This window comes from Mycoplasma leonicaptivi ATCC 49890, from assembly GCF_000622205.1.
Lineage (GTDB): Bacteria > Bacillota_I > Bacilli_A > Mycoplasmatales > Metamycoplasmataceae > Mycoplasmopsis > Mycoplasmopsis leonicaptivi.
This window is the reverse complement of the sequence record NZ_JHWE01000006.1, coordinates 1-20,826: the sequence shown is the minus strand read 5'-3', so window position 1 is coordinate 20,826 and position 20,826 is coordinate 1. Positions and strand designations below refer to the sequence as shown.

13 protein-coding genes, 1 tRNA gene, 2 rRNA genes and 1 other RNA gene are annotated in these 20,826 nt (G+C 25.3%); 15 read left to right on the top strand and 2 right to left on the bottom strand.

Translation table 4 applies throughout. The features are described 5' to 3' along the window. Positions 1 to 33: 33 nt before the first annotated feature. Positions 34 to 139, bottom strand: a 5S ribosomal RNA gene (gene rrf, locus BU00_RS0100305). Between the two features lie 104 nt (positions 140 to 243). Between rrf (BU00_RS0100305) and smpB the strand changes: the two genes are divergently transcribed. From smpB to BU00_RS0100225, 15 genes are all read left to right on the top strand, one after another. Beyond that, complete coding sequence (smpB, locus tag BU00_RS0100300; protein ID WP_027120992.1) at positions 244 to 681, top strand: SsrA-binding protein; 438 nt, start codon at positions 244 to 246, stop codon at positions 679 to 681. Further along, positions 681 to 1,056, top strand: a transfer-messenger RNA (tmRNA) gene (gene ssrA, locus BU00_RS04930). The genes smpB and ssrA overlap by 1 nt, the downstream gene beginning before the upstream one ends. 71 nt (positions 1,057 to 1,127) lie before the next feature. Next, positions 1,128 to 1,203 (top strand) — tRNA-His (locus BU00_RS0100295). 70 nt (positions 1,204 to 1,273) lie between these two features. After that, entirely contained in the window at positions 1,274 to 3,502 is a 2,229-nt protein-coding gene (locus BU00_RS0100290) for a hypothetical protein (RefSeq protein ID WP_036458690.1), read from the top strand. Positions 3,503 to 3,653: 151 nt separating this feature from the next. Then, positions 3,654 to 6,350, top strand: coding sequence for a type I restriction-modification system subunit M (locus BU00_RS0100285; protein WP_051521823.1), 2,697 nt, complete (start codon positions 3,654 to 3,656; stop codon positions 6,348 to 6,350). Positions 6,351 to 6,427: 77 nt separating this feature from the next. After that, a complete protein-coding gene (locus BU00_RS04865) occupies positions 6,428 to 7,654 on the top strand; it encodes a restriction endonuclease subunit S (protein WP_027120989.1) in 1,227 nt (408 codons plus the stop codon). A gap of 927 nt (positions 7,655 to 8,581) precedes the next feature. Beyond that, positions 8,582 to 8,687, top strand: a 5S ribosomal RNA gene (gene rrf / locus BU00_RS0100265). 157 nt (positions 8,688 to 8,844) lie between these two features. Beyond that, on the top strand, positions 8,845 to 10,785 hold the full coding sequence (locus BU00_RS04330) for an alpha-amylase family glycosyl hydrolase (RefSeq protein ID WP_051521822.1): 1,941 nt from the start codon (positions 8,845 to 8,847) through the stop codon (positions 10,783 to 10,785). Positions 10,786 to 11,079: 294 nt separating this feature from the next. Next, positions 11,080 to 11,526 carry a hypothetical protein gene (locus BU00_RS0100255; RefSeq protein ID WP_027120988.1) on the top strand — a complete coding sequence of 149 codons (447 nt, stop codon included), beginning with the start codon at positions 11,080 to 11,082 and terminating at the stop codon, positions 11,524 to 11,526. A gap of 32 nt (positions 11,527 to 11,558) precedes the next feature. Then, a complete protein-coding gene (locus BU00_RS04325) occupies positions 11,559 to 13,979 on the top strand; it encodes a hypothetical protein (RefSeq protein WP_036458688.1) in 2,421 nt (806 codons plus the stop codon). Between the two features lie 111 nt (positions 13,980 to 14,090). Further along, positions 14,091 to 14,510, top strand: coding sequence for a hypothetical protein (locus BU00_RS0100245; protein ID WP_245579597.1), 420 nt, complete (start codon positions 14,091 to 14,093; stop codon positions 14,508 to 14,510). 2 nt (positions 14,511 to 14,512) lie between these two features. Further along, positions 14,513 to 17,578 carry an ABC transporter permease subunit gene (locus tag BU00_RS0100240; protein WP_027120986.1) on the top strand — a complete coding sequence of 1,022 codons (3,066 nt, stop codon included), beginning with the start codon at positions 14,513 to 14,515 and terminating at the stop codon, positions 17,576 to 17,578. Between the two features lie 2 nt (positions 17,579 to 17,580). After that, positions 17,581 to 18,540, top strand: a complete 960-nt coding sequence (locus tag BU00_RS0100235; RefSeq protein ID WP_027120985.1) for a sugar ABC transporter permease — start codon at positions 17,581 to 17,583, stop codon at positions 18,538 to 18,540. Position 18,541: 1 nt separating this feature from the next. Then, positions 18,542 to 19,747: an ABC transporter ATP-binding protein gene (locus BU00_RS0100230; RefSeq protein WP_027120984.1), complete on the top strand. Its 1,206-nt coding sequence runs from the start codon at positions 18,542 to 18,544 to the stop codon at positions 19,745 to 19,747. 1 nt (position 19,748) lies between these two features. Further along, positions 19,749 to 20,429 (top strand): hypothetical protein, encoded by a 681-nt coding sequence (locus BU00_RS0100225; protein WP_027120983.1) that lies wholly within the window; start codon positions 19,749 to 19,751, stop codon positions 20,427 to 20,429. Between the two features lie 205 nt (positions 20,430 to 20,634). Here BU00_RS0100225 and BU00_RS05170 read toward each other — a convergent pair. Next, on the bottom strand, positions 20,635 to 20,826 hold a 192-nt coding region (locus tag BU00_RS05170; RefSeq protein ID WP_036458684.1), incomplete at its 5' end, for a hypothetical protein.

Sequence of the window (20,826 nt, the reverse complement as noted above, 5' to 3'; positions counted from 1 at the left end):
GCTAAAAAGCACTTTTTTGAAAAAATATAAAAAAAGAAGCAGCTTCCTATTTTCACCGTTAGGCTATCGTCGGCGTTAAGAGGCTTAACTACTGAGTTCGGAATGGAATCAGGTGAACACTCTTGCTATTGCTACTTGCGAAAATAATTATAGCACACAATTTTTTATAACAAAAAAATATTTTTATTTTTTATATCTTTTTAAGAAGTTTAAAAATAAAAATATTATAAAATATATTTACTTATGAAAATTGTTTCAAATAACAAAAAAGCATATCATGATTATGAAATTCTTGATAAATATGAGGCAGGGATACAACTTTTAGGTTGAGAAATCAAAAGTGCTCGTGCTTCATCAATAACTATTAATAATGCTTTTTGTTCAATTTATAAAAATGAAATGTATTTAAAAGAAGCTTTTTTTAAACAATATATGAATGTAAAATGTGATGAAACAAGAGATAGAAAACTTTTAATGAACAAGTTTGAAATTCGTAAGTTAAAACAAATTTTAGATGCTCAACAAGTAACATTAATACCTTTAAAAGTGTATTTTAACAATAAATCACTTTTAAAGGTAGAAATTGGTCTTGCTCGTGGTTTAAAAAAATATGATAAAAGACAAAAAATAGCAAAAGAAGAAACACAAAAAAGAATAAAAGATACTCTTAAATTTTATTAGGGGGTATAATGGTTTCGACATGTATGGGTTTATATATATTGCAGTAGTGTGGAAGACTATAATTTCTACTAGGCTTTTTTAAACGGAAAAGATAACAAAAAAGAAGAAGTTACTGTTAATCCAGTATTCTTCAACCAATCAAATCTATTATTTGCTTAATTTATAAATAATAGTTGTTTTATAAATCTCCTTAATTTATAAAACAGGCTTTAAGAGGATAGTATTTAAAGGTAGTTGTCTTAAATACGAAATTAAACTAAACAATGTTGTATGTTTTGGTTATTTTTCTTCACATTGCTTATAAAATAACATAAACTGTAGAATTATATATCAATTTATATGTGGACACGGGTTCGACTCCCGTTACCTCCACCAAGTTTTTAACAAAAATTAAAAAATATTTTCAAAAAATTAAAAAATATTTTATAATATCTTTTATATTTATGGCGGTCGTGGTGAAGTGGCTAACACAGCGGGTTGTGGTCCCGTCATTCGCGGGTTCGAATCCCGTCGACCGCCCCATATATTGCTTCGGCAATTTTTTTATTGCTTTTTTTGATTAGTAATATAATAATCAAATGTAAGGAGTATAATGAAGTTTAAAAAAATTAAATATTTATCAAGTATATTATTAACATCTCTCTCATGTACAAGTATTGTTGTTTCTTGTAAAAAAGAAGTTCAAAGTACACCAAACCAATCAGAAAACCAAAATGAAAATATATCTAATGAAAAAGATAATTTAAAGAATGATCAATTAAATAATGAAACAAAAGATAGTCTTGATAATTCACAAAATAATGTTAATGATCAAACTCAACAAAATCCAGATAAAAAAGATGTTTTAGATAATAATGGATCAGATAATACACCAAAGGATACTTCAAAAGATAATTCTACTAATACACCAATAAATAATCAAAATACTAAAGATACAGAATCATCACAAACAAATAATTCAACAGAAACAAAACAAGAAATAGTTAGTGACTTTGTTTATCCAGATATTATTGATCCAAAAAATTTAGCATTAACTGTTCAAGGGAATATTAAAAATCCAAAAGATATTTTTGATCGTGAAGAATTTCCTCAAAATGTTGTTTTAGAAGGTAATAGTAATAACATCCAAATTGTTGATACTTACTTTAATACAGAAATGGATAAAGTGTATAGTTATTTAACTAATACTACCCAGCTTACAACAACAGAATTTCCAAAATGATTTAATCCTTATAAACAAGATTTTTCTACAAGAAATACTCATTTTAGACAATTAAAAAAATATGAATTACTTAAACAACTTCCAGATTTATATGTTTGATTTAAAGAGGGTGAAAAATATACAAAAGTTGTTAAAAAGAACCTTATTTCTTATATTCAAGACAACGAATTAAAAATTCAGGATAATATTTTTTACATTGAAAAAAATATTAAGTCATTAATTGACAGTGGTCTTAAATCAAAAACTTTAAATGTAATTTTTCCAATAAAATATCAAACTCAAAATACTCAAAATCCAACTTTCAAAACACAAAAAATATCAATTGATATTAGTAATGTAATTGAATATCCAGAAGGTACATGAACAAATACTGAATCCAATTTATTTGAACAAAAAATTTCATTACAAAATAACATTTTAAAAATTCAATTAAAACCGTCTCAACAAGCACCTTTTAACAAACTTTCATTTGATGATATAAACTTAAATAATTCAATAGTTTTAAGTAAGTATGGTACTCTTTTTGATTTTAGTTATACAACAGAAAAAAATAAAGATAAACACGTTAATTTAAATAATAATATGCAAAAAACTAATTCTTTATTTGCACACTTAACAACAAATCAACAAATGTATTCTTTGGATTCAAAATTACAACATCCAAATGGAAAAAGAATTACAGAACAAAACTCACAAGGGTTATTTGATGAAATTAGAAAAAGAGTTTTTGTTGTTGGTGGAGGAACTTCTACAATGCTTGGTAAAGTAAAACCAAGCGATCCTAATTCTTCATTATATTATTTTATTACTAATAGACACGTTTCAGATATTTTATCATCAAGATGAACAAGTGGTCAATTTCCAAATAAAGTTATAATTCCAGATTTTGATGATCAAAAAGTCTCAATACCAGCTAATGATATTTCGATTGATGTTGAAAAATCTTGATTTGAATTTAATTTTTGACAATCATTTAATCAAAATAAAAGAGATGGTTCAAAACCAAATAATGCGCAAAATATCAATGATGCAGATATATCAATAAATATTATTGATATAAAACCAATTGTTGATAAAGCAAAACAAGAAAACAATCAAAAAATCTTAGCTTATTTTAATGAGTGACAAAATCTTACACAACTTAAATTAAGTGAAAAAACCAAATATTTAAATGATGGTGATTTAGTGCAATTTTATATCGCAAGTTTTCCAATTGATGCTCATTCAGGTTATTCAGGAAGACGTTTTAGAGAGCATATAATTAATAGAATAGAAGAAGTAACATTAAATGATCAAGCACACGAATTTGCTAAATACGGAAGATTTAGATCTTTTGTTATGAGTGATGATTTAATAAATGGTGCTGAATATGATTTAATCTCCGGTGGTTCGGGTTCACTTGTTTTTGATGAAAATATGAATATGGTAGCATTATTTATGCAAAATATTCCAGATAGTTCATATGGATTTGGATTACTTGCTTCACAAGATTATGATTATTTTGGTTATGAAACAAATAATAATGAAAATTCATTTAAAAAGAAACTAGAAAAAGAAATTCAAAAGAATCCAAATAAATTTGAAATGATAGAACTCTAATCTTAAAACACAATATTTTTATTGTGTTTTTTGTCATTTTGTTTTGAAATTTTTAAAAAATAAAGTTTTAGCAAAAAATTTAATATATAATTGAGTAATTAAATACATTTTAGTAATTAACATATATAAATGAGGAAGTTAAAAGGTGATTATGGCAAAGAAAGAAAATAATAGTTTAAATAATAATAAAAAAATTTCAAAGCAAGAATTAGCAGGAAAGATTTGAGACTCTGCTAATCAGTTAAGAGGCGGGATAGATTCTTATGAATATAAGAATTATATTTTAGGTTTAATTTTTTATAAATTCTTATCACAAAAACAAATTGAAGAAATGAAAAGATTTGAAATCGATGAAGAGGATTTTAAATATTTTGATACAAACGTAAAATGAGATGAAGTTGATTTTGATAATACTGGTCTTAGAAATAAAGAGCAAGTTTTACAATACATTAACGAAATTAAAACTCAATATTGTGGATACTTTATTCCTTACAGATATTTATATCAAACATGAACAAGTGATGAATTTAAAAAAAATAATACTTTTAATGTTTCAATGTTAAGTGAAGCGGTTATTGAGTTTAACAGAAGTTTAGCACAAGATAGAAGAGAATTGTATGAAGGTATTTTCTTTTCATTTGAAAATGAATTAAGCAAATTAGGTTCAACACCATCGGAGCAAACAAAACGTTTAGTTAAATTAATGGATGTTATTGATGATATTCCAATTAACAAACAAAGTTATGATGTTTTAGGTTATATTTATGAGTTTTTAATTAGTAAATTCGCATCTAGTGCTGGAAAAACAGCCGGAGAATTTTATACACCGCATGAAATTTCTGTTTTAATGGCTCAAATTGTAGCACACCACTTAAAAGATAAAGACAAAATCAAAGTATATGACCCAACATCTGGTTCAGGTTCATTATTATTAACTATTGGTGAAGCATTTAAAAAATACAATCATGGATCAAGTCCTGTAACATATTATGCACAAGAATTAAATCCAGTTACATTCAATATTACAAGAATGAACTTAATTATGAATAATATCTCGCCAATTGATATTAATGTAAGATGTGGTGATACTCTTAAACAAGATTGACCATTTTTTAAAGATAACGACTTAACAACATATCAATTTACAAGTGTTGATGCTGTTGTATCTAATCCTCCTTATTCACAACATTGAGATCCAACTAATCAATTAACAGATCCAAGGTATGCAGAATATGGTTTAGCACCAAAAACAAAAGCAGATTATGCCTTTTTATTACATGATTTATACCATTTAAATTCAAATGGAATTATGACTATTGTTTTACCTCATGGTGTTTTATTCAGAGGATCCTCAGAAAAAAATATTCGTAAGATGTTAATTGAAAAAGGACAAATAGAAGCAATCATTGGTCTTCCTGCCAATGTATTTTATGGTACTAATATTGCAACAATCATAATGGTTATTAAGAAAAGAAGAGATAATTCAAATATTCAATTTATCGATGCATCAAAACTTTTTATAAAAGATGGAAAACAAAACAGACTTGAAGCATCACACATTAAAAGAATTGTTGATGCTGTTAATAATAAAACAGAAATTAATGGTTTTTCAAAAATTGTTTCATTAGATGAAATTAGAAATAATGATTACAATTTAAATATATCAAGATATATTGATAACTTTGCAAAACCAGAATCATATGATTTATATTCAACAATGTTTGGTGGTATTTCTGTAAAAGAAGTTAGTCAATACAATGAATTTTGAAATGTTTTTCCAGAAGTAAAGCAATCATTATTAAAAGAAAAAAAACATAACTATTTTGAAATTTTAAGTTCACAAGATGAGCAAATCAGAAACACAGTATTGCAAAATTCACAAGTACTTGCTTATTTTGAAACATTTAAAAATGTAGCACAACAAATTCGTAAATTTATTCAAACAAACTTTAAATCTATTAATCAAATAGCACAAACATCTGTTACTAAATTTAATGATTTACTTTGTGATCTTGTATTTAATCAAATACCTGATCTTGCTTTAATTGATAAATATGATCTTTATCAAATTGTTGTAAACAATATTGAAAAACTTAATAATGACGTTGAGTTAATTACAAACTATAAAAAGAATGATGAAAACAACATTTCAATGCAAGAAATTCTTGAAAAAGAACTTTCAGTTACTTTAGATAAAAAAGGTCAACCTACTAATTGAGAATCACACCTTATTTCAAAAGAGTTAATTACAAACTTCTTCTTTAAAGATAATTTAAACAAAATAACTACTTTAAATGATGCTGTTGAAGAAAAAGAATCATACATAAATGATGTTTTTGAAAACATTGATGAAGAACATAAATCATTATCAATATTTAGTGAAAATGGTTTTGATAAAAAAGAGTTAGAAAAATTTGTTAAAGAACTTAAAAAATCCAAAGCAAAATTTGATCAAGAATCAATTGAACAAAAATCTATTTTAGTTTTACAAGCATATACAAATATTGCTGATCTTAAAAAAGAAGTTAAAGAAATAGAGTTAAGAACAACTTCTGAATCACTTGCAAAGTACAATAATTTAACTGAATCTGAATTTATTGATTTATTAATTGAAAAATGATCTCATGATATTGTTGAAAACATTTCAAGAAAAAGTACAGAAATAATTGAAGAATATGTTGCTAAAATTGAAACATTATCTGATAAATACAAAGATACATTTAATAGTATTAACAAAAATATTAAAGAACAAGAAATTGATCTTGCAAAAATGTTTAGTGAACTAAAAACGTTTGAAGAGTCAGATTTATTAGGTTTACAAGAATTAATTTCAATATTTAATAAATAATATAAACAAAACTTTTATGTTGGAAAACAGCATAAAAGTTTTATACATTTTTATAATTTTCAAAATAAGGAGGTTGTATGCCAAAAAATAAACTTAGGCCAGAGATTAGATTTGAAGGTTATTTAAACGATTGAGAATTTAAAACGCTTAAAGAAGTATCAAATATTTACGATGGAATACACGAAACACCTAATTATACAAAATATGGTGTGAAGTTTTTATCAGTAGAAAACATTAAAGATTTAAAAACAAATAAATATATTTCACAAAAAGATTTTCAAACCAAATATAAAACCAAACCAGAATATAATGATATTCTAATGACAAGAATAGGTGATGTGGGGACTACAAATGTTATAAAAGAAAATAGAGATTTTGCATATTATGTTTCACTTGCTTTAATAAAACCAAATAAAGATATTGATAGTGATTTTTTATCAAATTTGATAAAAAATAATAATACTCAAAAATCAATTAATGATTTATCTTTAACTGATGCAGTACCTCCAAAAATTAATCTTGGTAAAATTTATGATATTGAATTATTTATAACAAAAGATATTAAAGAACAACAAAAAATAGGAACATTATTTAGAAGTATAGATGATCAAATTTGAAGTCAAAATCAAAAAATTCAAAAACTTGAAAATGTAAAAAAAGAATTATTGCAAAAAATGTTTGCTGATAAAGACAATTTAGTTCCAAAAATTAGGTTTGAAGAGTTTGAGGGCGAGTGAGAAAAAACAGAATTTAAAAATATTTATATTTTTGCAAAAGAAGGTTCGACTCCTGATACAAAAAACAAAAATAATTATAATTTTGGTTCAATACCATTTGCAAAAATAGAAGAAACAAATGACAAATATATTTTTAAAACAAAATCAAAGATTACTGAAAAAGGATTTAGAAACTCTTCTACATGACTTATACCAAAAAATTCTATTCTTTATTCAAATGGAGCAACCATTGGTAATGTTTCAATAAATAAAATCGAATTATGCTCAAAACAAGGAATTTTAGGTATCATTTTAAATAATAATTTTGATTTAGAGTTTGTTTATTATCTTTTAAATACCGATTATTTTAAAAAAGAAGTAGAAACAAATGTGACTATTGGTACAATAGCAGCAATACCTTTATTCAGATTAAAAAATATTGAAATATTTTTTACAACAAACCTTCTTGAACAACAAAAAATCGCAAAGCTCTTCACAACTCTTGATAACGTCATTAAACTAAACAAGCAAAAACTTGAAAAACTGCAAAATATTAAAACAACATTGCTTCAAAAAATGTTTGTGTAAAGAAAGGTAGAGTATAAAATACACACTCTAAACGAATAACTAATGATTTTTATTGCACCAACAATAATCTTTATAATAAATTTATTGTGATCACTTTTTTTACTTTTATTTTTTCCAAAAATTAATAAGAAAAAGCATTTAAAAATGAAGATGAAAGTAAGTCCTAAATATTTGGTAAAAAATGAATATTCTGCTATTTGATATCTTAAAACAAGAAATCTTAGATCAAGTGAATTTAAATTTGATATTTTTAGAAATTTTGCTCTTGTTTTTTGTTTATTAATGTTTGGTTTATCAATGTTATTTTGGATTTCTTATTATGGAGATAATACTAGAATAAAATATTATATTAATATATTTTATTATCTTGGTATTGTTCACTGAATAATAAGTTTAATGAATTTTTGCTATATACTATTTTATTTATGTTTTGATGCAATTATTTGTTCAACAGTTGCATCAAAAACAAGATTTATATATTTTAAGTTATCAAATAACTTTTTATACAAAAAATTGTTTGATAATGGTGATTATGCTTTTCCAAACATTAAAACTAATTATTTTACAAGAGAAAATGAAATTTTTTATTGAAGGTTTATTGCGCAACAACAAACGCCTTATGATTATAATAGTACATTAAATTTATTTAATGAAGTTTTGATTATGTATAAAAAAAGAAATGATAATTTCTTTTTACCAGTTATAGAAAACACCATTTATGAAATACATTTTAAAAACAGATTAAAAATATTAAAGAATTTTATGAATATTTGAAGATTGATTATGAAATCAATATGAATGAATTACATAAAAATATCACACAAATACAATTTTACTCAGAACAAGAAAAAGAAGACGAAGAAAATTTTTTCAAAAATTTTTAATAAAAATTATTATAAATTAAAAAATTATGTTAAAATATATTTCGCAAGTAGCAATAGCAAGAGTGTTCACCTGATTCCATTCCGAACTCAGTAGTTAAGCCTCTTAACGCCGACGATAGCCTAACGGTGAAAATAGGAAGCTGCTTCTTTTTTATTACTTTTTTAAAAGTAAGTATTTCCATAAATAATTTAGTTTTATATATCTATTTGTCTTAATTATTTATGCTTTTTAAGCATAAATAATTTTTTTAGATTTATTTAGATATGTTTTAATAAAAAAGTCTCAAATAAAGTAAAATTATTTATATGAAGAATAATTTAAAAATGTGATTTAAATCAAAAATGTTACTTTTACCACTTAGTACAATACTTTTTGCAGTAAGTTGTAAAACAGAAAAAGACGAAATGAGAACAAAAAATTTTAGTGCGCAAGAAATTGAATCATCTGAATATTATAAAAAGTTATCAAAAACTAAAAAACTTAAAAACTGAAGTGATGATAGTTTTTTAAAAAGTATAAAAGAGAAGAACTTTACAAATTTAACATATGCTGATGAATTACAAGAAGTAAAATTTAATGCACCATTTAATAAAAATACTAAAAGTTCAAATGTTTTATATCAAATAACTGTATATTCATTTGCAGATGGAAATGGTGATGGGATTGGGGATTTTATTGGTTTGAAAAATAATTTAGATTATTTTTCAAACTTAGGGATTGATACTCTTTATTTATCTCCAATACACCCTGCATCTAGTTATCATGGATATGATGTAATTGATTATTCAGATGTTGCTCCAGAACTTGGTGGAATGCAAGCCTTTGATGATTTTTTACAAGAAGCACATAAACATGGAATTAAAGTTGTAATGGATATGATTTTTAATCATACTTCATTAGAACACCCTTGGTTTCAAAAAGCGCTTGAAGGTAATAAAGAATATCAAGAATATTATAATTTTTATGAAAAAGACAAAGATCCGTACCCTAGTGAAGGAAGTTCTGATGTTTTAAAATATTTTATTAATTATAAATTAACACCACAACAAATAAAAAATTTAGAAAATCTTAGGTGAGTTGGAACGTTTTGAGGAGGGATGCCAGATTTAAATTTAAAAAATCCAAAAGTTGTTAAAGAAATTAGTGATATACATGAATTTTGAGCTAAAAAAGGTGTAGATGGTTTTCGTTATGATGCTTTTTATCATTATTTTGATCGAAATAATTCTAAAAAAGTTTATGGTTCAGATTATGATCTTGAAAGATTATTTATTAAATGAAGAGAAGCAGCAGAAAACGGTTATAAAGATGATAAAGATCAAAGATCATCAGAAAAAGCATTTATGTTTGGTGAATGATGAAAAGATCCAGCAGAATCAAAAAATTTTTGAGGTGACTTTTTTGATAAAAAAGATGGTCTTGATTCAGTCATAGATGGAACCAAATGAAAATATAAAACCGATGTTTCGATTGATTGACAAAATGAAATTAATGTTTTAAAAAGTTTAATCGAAAATAAGAAAACACATCATTGAATGCCTTTTTTAGATAATCACGATGTTGAAAGATGAATCAATCATTATAAAGCTCAAAATGGTTCTAAAGCAACAGTAACACCACATAAATTAACTCAAAATGAAAGAAATGCTTATGAGAGCGCAGTATTTTCATTGCTTTCTCGTGGTGGTTATCCAATTCTTTACAATGGCAACGAAATATTAATGCAAGGAGCACCAAAAGCACCAGATGTTAATGTGCGTGAACCCTGATATTGAAAAGATGATACAAAAAATGTTATTTTTAAAGACAGAAGAGATCCTGGTTCAAATGAAAATCCAAATTTTATTTCACCAAAAGCTTCAATTGGTGAAGGTTATGTAGAAGATATTTTACAAAATCCTGATTCTTCTTATAACTTAGTTTCTAAACTTATTAAATTAAGACAAGAATATGAATCTATAAGAGAACAAAAAATAGAGTATATTGCAAATCCAATAGAAGTTATTGATTTTGCATCATCACAAAATATCTCACAAAATCAAATCACATTAAGAAAAAATCCAGATGGAACATTTTTATTAATAACTTATTCTAATTGAGATGCTGATTCAACAATTAATCTAAAATCAGATTATATTGTTGAGAAAGTTTTAATTAAAAGAGGTTTAGCAATTCAACCACAAAAAAGTCAAATAAAATTAGAAACCAACAATAAAAACGCTGTTTTTCTTATAAAACATAAATAATTAAGCGCTTAATATTATCAAAATTAAATATCAAAACATTATTTTTTAAAAATTTATGAAAATGCTTTCATAAATTTTATTTTTATTTTATAAATATATTAAATAAACAAATATAATATTTTTGCTAAAAAGGTCTATTTTTTAGTTATTTTTACAAAAAATAAGCATTATTACTTTATAATCTTAATTATATATTTACTTGATATATCAAGGTAAATTATATTGTTATAAATATAAGAAAAGGTCAATTACTTTATTTATGTTTTTATATTTGATAAAATTATATGTAGGAAAATGAAAAATACAAAATTTAATCAAAAATTATCGTTTAGAACGAAGTTAAGATACTTATTTCTTGGTAAGTACCCTATAGAAAGAAGATATAAACCAAAAATACTAGAATACTTATTTTTAACATTTGCAAATATTATTAATTTTGTGATGTTATTAATAATTTCACTTGGTGTAAACAATTTAATAAATGAAGGATATACAGTTAATGTTGCAATTGTTAAACTTTTACAAGGTTATGAATACCGGATTATTGTTTCTGTTATTGGTATTTGTTATCTGTCAATTTTATTTTTTAGTTTACATATCTTTTATATATTAAATAAAACTGAGTTCAATAAATGGATTGGGATTGTAGGTGTGTTATTAAGTTTAGGTTTTTTTAGTGCGCCTTTGGCTATTATTTTCCTTTCAACAGCTTATCAAAAAAATGAATTGGCTTTCGAATAAATAAAAATATTACAAATTAAAATGGAGTAAAAATGAAAAAAAGAAATTTAATTTTAAGTTCTGCAAGTATATTAGGTACTGCTGGATTTTTAGGAATTGCTGCTTCATGCGGTAGCAGAGAAAATGAATCATGAGTTGCTACTTCAAAAGATATTTATATCGCTAAGGATGGAGTTCAAAAAGATTTTTATAACAAAGTAGAAGAATTATTTAAACAAACAGATTCATATAAAAAAGGATACAGACTAAATTTCATTGATAAAGGGGTATTTGACGCTTTAGATTCAGGAACAACTGGTGCAACAGCAAGGGAGTTCTCTGATATTTTATATGCACCACAAGACAGACTTGCTGATTTAGCACAAGGTGGTGTTATAACATTTCTTGATTCAGATAAATTTAATGGAATTTTTGATCATATAACACAAAAATTAAATATTAGTGAAGAAGATAAACAAGAAATGAAAGAATTTGGAAGCATTAGAGGTGTTTCGAATGATGGACAAAATAGACCAGTTTCTCGTTTAGCAGCAATTAGACACAACAAAGAAGGTATGATTTTAGTTTCGAATCAAGATGAAGCAACAACTCGTGCTGAATTATTAAATGAATCAACAGATACTTTAAAAGAATTAGTTATGCAAGGGAAAGCATTATTTAGATTCCAAGATTTCTGATTTGGAAATGGTCTTTTAGCTGGTGCTCTTAAAGGTTTAGGTGAAGAAGAATTAATTAAAAACATTTTATACAGCAAAAATGGTGAAGTCTCATCAATCTTTGTTAAATCTGATGAAAACCATGATAAATTTAAACAAGCACTTAAAATTTACTCACAAATTTTCTATCCAGTATATGAAGCGGCTTATGTAAAAAATGCAGCTGAATATAATGAAACTGTTTGGGCTAAAAAAGGTATTAGTCAATCAGATCTTAGAGAAACAATGAAAAACAATGTTGGCGATGCACAAGCTAAGATTTTTGAATTAATGAAATCAGGAAAACTTAATTACACTGTAATTGGTTCATGAGATGCACAAAACTCAGAAAAATTTGCTAATGTAAAATCATTCTTTACTGTACCTTACTCATATGAAGAAGGAAATAAAAAATACCAATTTATCCAAGGTCCTGGTTCATGAAGTTATGCAATTAATGCAAGAAATAACGCTGCAAGCGAAGAAAGAGTTCAAGCAATTAAAGATATTTTAGATCAAATCTTTACAGTAGATTCGTATTACGCATATTTCTCACAAGATTCAAAAATTCCTTTTGCAAAAACTTTACAAGACAGTATTAACAATAAATTTACAGAAGAAAAAAATGCAAAAAATTCTCAATATGACTCATTAGCAAAAAGTTTAGGTTACCAAAACTTTGCTGAAATGCAATCAACATTAGCAGCAGAATTACAAACATATAACACATTATCAAGCAGACAATACGAAGGTTGATCAAAAGATACAAGTAAAGATCCTCTTAATGATGCAAACATTACTAAAGTTGCTGCATTAGAATTATTTGATGCTGAAAGTCTTAAAAAACCAGCAATTAAAGCAAAAAATGATGAGTTAAAAACAAAACTTAAAGATTCAGTTGATTTAAGAAATGCATTAGCTGCAATTTTAGGTATTACTAATATTGATGACTTAGCTGGTAGAATTGAAGCATCAGGTAAATTAGAACAATGATTAGTTGGTCAAGATAAACTTAAAGATGGTGTAGTTGCCGCAAATCCAGATTTACAACAATCACCACTTTCATTCCATTTAAGAAAACTTGAAAAAGCTATTTTTGGTGTAAATGGTGATGAAGGTTCACAAAGAGATGCTGTATACAACAGAATTATGCAAGCAATTAAATCACCAAATTCTGAAGCAGAAATTAAAAAACTTTATGATGCTGTAAAAGAAAATGCTAAAAAACTATCAAAAGATCTTGCAAAAACAACAGTTGATGTAGCACAAGTTGAAAGAGCTGCAGAATTATACTTTAATGGATACTTTAATACAGCATATACAAAACAATTTGTGGAAAATATTTTACAAAACCAAAATGCTACTAAAAAAGATGGAACAATTGCAGAAAATGTAACAAACAAAAAAATAGCAGAAATCTTCGCAGAAAGTGATTCATTTGGTACTTCAACAAGATTACTTAATGTTATTACATCTACAAAAGGACTTAAAGATAATGGAGTAGGAAGATTCATAACACAAGATTCACGTTTAGATAACAGTAACCCACAATTTAAAGTTGTATGAGAAGTTATGAATGATCTTTCATTTGGTAAAATTTCTGAGTTCCCAGTATTAGCTCAAAAAGGCGTTAATACATTTGAAAAATATGTTGCTGCAATGGAAGAAATAATTAATGATGCAATGGTTCAAAAAATTAACACAATTAAATCAGGAAACAGTAGTGTAAATGTTTCATTACCACCATTAACAAAATAAACTCAAAAATAATTTATGTTATTAAAATATAAAACAAATATTTCAAAAATTCAATTTTATATATTTATTAGCTTACTAGCACTGCTTTCGGCAGTGCTTGTTCTATGAATATTGATTCCATTTGGTTATGGTTTATCAAAACAAGAATATGAAAATTTAACTAAAAATATGACACAAGAAGAAATTAATGATTACGCTTCAAATGTTACTCTTAAAACTCTTTTATCATACTTAGCAAATACTTTTACAATTATTTTCTTTATGATTTATTTAGTTTTAGCAAGACACAAAATTAAAGTAGGTTATTTCTTCTTTATTTCATGAATAGTAGTTTTTATAACTTTTGCAGGTTTACCATTTTATTTAGGGATTGAAAATTATTCAACTTTAAAAATTACTGTTGGTTCTTTAATCACAATAATTTCCTGTTGTATAATTGTAATGCTATTTATAGTTACATTTCAGTATTATGCAAAGAGAAAAATTCATGATTTTGAAATGTATAAAATACACAAAGGAAAGAGCAGATAATTATGAAACAATTAAAACTTTATAATTGATACGGCGAATCTTTTGATGCATTATTACCAGAGACAGTTGGTAATATAAAAGCTTATAAAAAGCAAGTTAAAAATATTTATAACAGAGCAAATGATAAAATAAAAGCTCAGGAAAAAATTGATAAAGACTTATTTTTAAGAGCTCGTACAAAATTACAAGATAATTTAAAAAGAGAATTATACAGTCACAAAATTGCATATAAAAACAAAATTACTGTATTACAAGATTCGATTAAAAAATTATCATATGCCAATTCAATAGAATCTTTATTAAGGTTCGAAATTAAAAAAATTAAAAAACAAAAAAAAGAAGTACAAAAATATGCAAAAGATTTTGTGCGTTCTTTAGAAAACACTGCTGATGATTTAGAATATAAATTACAAAGCATTCAAGATTTAACATCAAAAACCAATTTTGATGAAACTAACTTATTTAAAAAATTCACAATTTACAATATTATATTAATATACTTAACAAGCATTAAAAATACTGATTTTAATATCGAATTAATAAAAAACAAATTATTACCAATTGAAATTATTTGGTTAAATAAATTAGGTGATCAAGCAAGCGGTTTTTTCAAAAAAATCTATGATAAACTAGAAAAAACAAGACAAAGCCTTTTAAATAAAAAAAATTCATTAATTGATAAATACAACAGTACTTATAAATTAGAAAAAGAATTATATTTAAAAGAAAAATACAATATTGAATTACAAACAAAACAAAAAATTCTTGAATTAGAATATGAATATAATTCAAATGTAGCTTTAGCAAAACAAAAAAATATTGAAACTAAAAAACAAGCAAATCAAAAAATCGATGAACAAGCACAAGAATTACGTTCAATCGAAGCTAAAAATAAAGAAAAAGTTGATTCTATAATTGCAAATTCTAATCAAGAAGTTGTAAAAATTAAACAAGTTTATAAGGTTAAAAAACAAGAACAAAAAATTAAATCATTAATTTCGGTTTATAAAGATTTATATAATTACTTAAAATATGAAAAATTAATGAGTGATAATATTGATTTTAATTTAAACTTATCATTAGAAGAACTTAAACAAAAATTAGCAAATCTTCAAGAAACTTTTAAAGAATTTGTTTCTAAAAACATAGATAACTATAAAGTTACAAACGCTTTTGAGGTTCATTTAAATTGATTTAACAAACAAAGAGCAGTTAAAGAAGGTAATTTAATAGTTAAATCACAATATAAAGAATTGCTTGGAAAAAGTCATAAAAAATATACTTATCAAGGTTTTTATGAACTTGAAGAAGCAAAGGCGCTCAAAGATTGATTTATTGATGAAAAAGTAACTAGACAAAAATTTAGAAACGAAAAAATTCAAGCTAAAAATCAACTTTCAAAATTAATTTCACAAAATCAATATGAAATTGAAAAGCAAAGTTTTACAAAAACTAAACAAGAAGTTTTAAATAACTTCAAACAAGAAAAACAACAACTTAAAGAAAAATTAAAAAACAAAACAATTTCTAAACAAGCATACAAAAATAAAATTATAGAAATTAAAATTTATAAAAAAGAAGCGATTAATGAAGCGAAATTGCAGTCAAAAATTCAATCAAATAAAGAAATTTTAAAAACTAGTTGATTAAGAGAAATCGCTGAAAGAAAATTAAATAAAAAAGTTTATGAAAGTAAAATCACAGAGGCTCAAAAATCAATTCCAGTTGAATGTATGAAAAATCTACGTTGAATTGCTTTCTTTATCAACTTATTTTTACCAGGTTTATCTGAAATACTTTTATTTAAACAAAAATTAAAAGGTTGAATAATGCTTGGTATTACAGTATTCTTCTGGGCAGTTATCATACCCTTTTCATTTGGTTTTTATTGAAGTCAAATGGAAGGTGTTATAGGATTTAGGGATCTCGGGGCAAGGTACCATGATTTTAACAGAGGTATTTTCCCTGATGCCAGACTTTATCTTTTTGGTGGAGTTATATCCGTTATTTTATTAGTTTTTGCAATTGTGTATTTTGCTGTTTCAGCAATAGGTGCATATAGAGTTGCAAAATTCTTAGAATATGGATCAAGACCAAGTTCTTGAACGCATACCAAAAGATGATTAAACACTTCTGGTTTTCCATGAGTTATATCATTACTTGGTTGAGTATTAATGATTTTCATTGTTGCAACTCCAATTATTACTTCGGTATTAATTTCATTTACTAACTATGGTTACTTACATGAAGCACCACAGCAATCAGTTAATTGAGTTGGTTTAAAACAATGAGGAAACTGATGAACATTTAGAAACAATAATTTATTTAAATCATTAAGTAGAGTTATTTCTTGAACAATTATTTGAACAATTACTTCTACATTAATACCAATGTCAGTTGGTATTATGATGGCTGTTTTAACAAATAATCAAAGAATTAAATTTAAAAAAGTCTTTAGAATAATTTATATTATTCCATGAGCAATACCAGCCTTTGTTACTCTTACATTTATACGTAGTATGTTTGCTGGTGGTGATCAAGGATTGATTAACTTGATTTTCTTAAAGTTAGGTATTATTTCTGAAGCTAAAAACTGACTTGATAGCACAAACAGAGCAAGAATTTTAGTTATTTTAGTACAAACATGAATTGCTTATGCATGAATTTTTATGCTTGTTACTGGTAACTTACAATCAATTTCAAAAGATATATATGAAGCTGGTGCTGTTGATGGAGCAAAAGGAAGACAACTATTTTGACATTTAACACTACCTTCACTGCTTTTATCAATTGCTCCTATGCTAATTGGACAATTTGTCGGTGCATTTAATAACTTTACAACAATTTCTATATTTACAGGTGGTGGCCCTGCTTTTGCTGGTGAAACTTCAGCCTTTGGTGAACAATCAACAGATATTATTATTTCATGAGTGTTCAAATTAACACAAGGTTCAGTTCAATTTGAAGGAAACCGTTCATTTGCAGCCGCACTTACAACATTAGCATCATTATTCAGTATTGGTATCGGTGCTCGTGGATTTATTAAATCTATGTCAAGGAGGGATTAAGAGTGTTAGATACATTAAAGAGAAAATTATTTTACAAATTAACTTTTAATTCATTAAAAGTTAAAAAACATAAACTAGAGCCAAAAAGATTAAAATTTAATGAATCTGACTCTAAACCTCCAACAATGTGAGAAATTATTTGATTATTTTTTAATTACATTATTCTAATTTTTTGAGCAATTATTATTTTATTTCCAATTGCTACACTTATTTTATCAGCGTTTAACATAGCAAATAAACAAGTTTTACGTGTAACTCCTTTTCAATTTGGTTGAGACAACTTCGAATACTTATTTACCTCTGAAAGAAGTTTCTTTGGTCGTTGATACATGAATACACTTTTAATTGCTGTGCCTACTGCAATTATTTCAACAATTGCTGTTGCTTTAAATGCTTATGCTTATTCAAGATTCAAATTTGTGGGATCAAGACATTCATTAACAATAATTATGATGTTACAAATGATTCCTGCAACTTCTGCACTTATTTCATTATATTTATTAATTAAAATGGGTGGTGAATTAGGCGTACCTGTGCATGCTATGATGATTTTAATTTATTCTGGTGGAGCAATTTCAAGTAATACATTTATGCTAAAAAGTTATTTAGATACCATTTCATCAGAATTAGATGACTCAGGTAAAGTGGATGGATGTACAAACTGAGGTTTATTCTTTAAAATTTTACTTCCAGTAATTCGTCCAGCGTTAATTATGGTAGCTTTATGATCATTCTTAACACCATTTACCGATGTTATCTTGCCGAAATTTATTATTGTAGAAAATTCAGAAAAAACACTTGCAGTTGGTTTAGATACATTTATTACAGCTGAACCTAAACACGTAAATCAAGGAGCATATGTAGCTGGTTCATTACTTGCTTCAATTCCTGCCTTTGCATTATTTATGTACTTACAAAAATTCATCGTTGGTGGATTAAGCGATGGAGCGGTGAAAGGATAATATGAAAAATATACAAGACACACAACAAGATTTATTATCAAGTGATATTGAAACCGGTTTTGAAACTATTGACTTAGATAAAATGTTATCTGAAGTTGGAGAAATATATAATTCAAATCAAGGTGCTCATATTAAATTAGTTAATTTATCAAAAAAATATGAAGGTAATGAAAATTACACATTAGAAAATATTAATCTTGAAATTAAACCGGGAACATTTTGTATCTTTTTAGGACCATCTGGATGTGGAAAAACTACACTATTAAGAATGATTGCTGGTTTAAACTCAATAACAAAAGGTGATTTATTATTCAACAATAAAAGATATAACAACCTTTTACCAAATGAACGTAATATTGCAATGGTTTTCCAATCATATGCTTTATATCCACATATGAATGTTTATAATAATATTTCTTTTGGTCTTAAAATAGCAAAAGAAAGAAAAGATATAATTGATAAACGTGTAAAGGATGTTGCTAAAATTTTAAGAATTGACAATTATTTATATAGAAAGCCTCGTGATTTATCTGGTGGTCAACGTCAACGTGTTGCAATTGGTCGTGCTATCGCTAGAAAACCATTAGTTTTCTTAATGGATGAACCGCTTTCAAACTTAGATGCTAAACTAAGAGAAAGTATGAGACGTGAAATAGTTAATATTCACAGAATGCTTAATACAACAAGTATTTATGTAACACACGATCAACTTGAAGCTATGACTATGGGTGATCAAATTGTCGTCTTTAACGATGGTAAAATTCAACAAAGTGGTAAGGGGAAAGATTTATATTTCAAACCTGCTAATGTCTTTGTTGCTAAATTTATCGGTTCTCCTACAATGAATACCTTTGATGCAAAATTTAGTAATCAAGTTATTGTTGATGGTTCAAAAAAAATTGAAATTTCTTTAAGTGAATCAAACAAAGCGTTACTTAAAGAAAACCAAGAATTAATTGTTGGATTTAGAAGTGAAGATTTAAGAATTTCAAATACAAAAGTCACAAACTCTGTTGAAGGTAAAATTACAAACATAGAATTAATTGGTAAGGATCAATTAATTGTTGTAAAAATAAATGATGAAATTGAATTTGTTGTTAATGCTTCAAATAGTGAAGAATTTGAACTTTATTCAAAAGTTTACGTAGAATTTATTGAATCAAGAATTCACTTATTTGACAAACAAACAGAAGATAGAATAAATTAAAATGTATACAAATACTCAACAAACAGAAAAATACCAAAATAATTATTTAAAACGTAAGGTTTTATTAATAACACTTTTAATTTTTTCATTTTCAATTTTAGTTATTAGTTTAAATTTAATCTTTAAACTGAGTGATAGAATACAAACAGAACTTAATTGAATTTCTTCTGGTGATATATCACAATCATATACTCTTGAAGAAAAATTAAAATTATCTGAAACAAATAGTTTATGAACTTTATTTAATTCAATGAACTCAATTGTTATTGTTTTAAGTATTATTAACATTTTTATAATCTTATTTATGTTGTTTTTAATTTATACAAATAAAAGCAATGCAGATAAGTATTTTAGAATTTTATTTTGAACAATACCAATAATATTTATTTTATTATTCTTTATTATTTCTTTACAACCCGCTGAAGTAAAAAGGATTAATTTAGTACTTTTATCTAAACCTTCTGAGTCAAAAACTTCTGTATCAAGTCTTGAAATTATTTCACAAGGTGAATCATTAAGTAAAATTAGTTATGCAGAAGTATGATTAGCAATGATTTTAGCATTTTTATCAATTTTTGTAGTTATAAGTGCTAAAAAATCATTAGGTTTTGTCACAAAAGATTTTATATTAGCAAAAAAACTTATTGACACTTCAAAACTTAAAAAACAATTAGAAGTTTAAAGTTATATAAAAACTAGCATTTAAGCTAGTTTTTATACACCTTAAAAATTAAATAGTTTCTCAGTTTTTCATTTTCAAAAACTTTTATCACTATAATATAGTGATAAAAGTTTAAAATGAGTATTTTTTACTTGTTATTCCCGAGTTTCTCACTTTTATTTCGTAAAAATACGTTTAGACCTTGTATATAGGCCTAAACGTATTTTTATTGATAATTTTTAATTATTATTTTTTGGTATTCATCAAATTTATTTCAAATTAATGGTTCATTAATAACGTCTTCACGTTCATAATTAATAATTTTATTTGTAGATTTATTTATTTCAACTCTATGCCTTACTTTTTTAATAGTATTAATAAAGTTCGTTTCTGTTACTTTTTCAATAACACCATATTT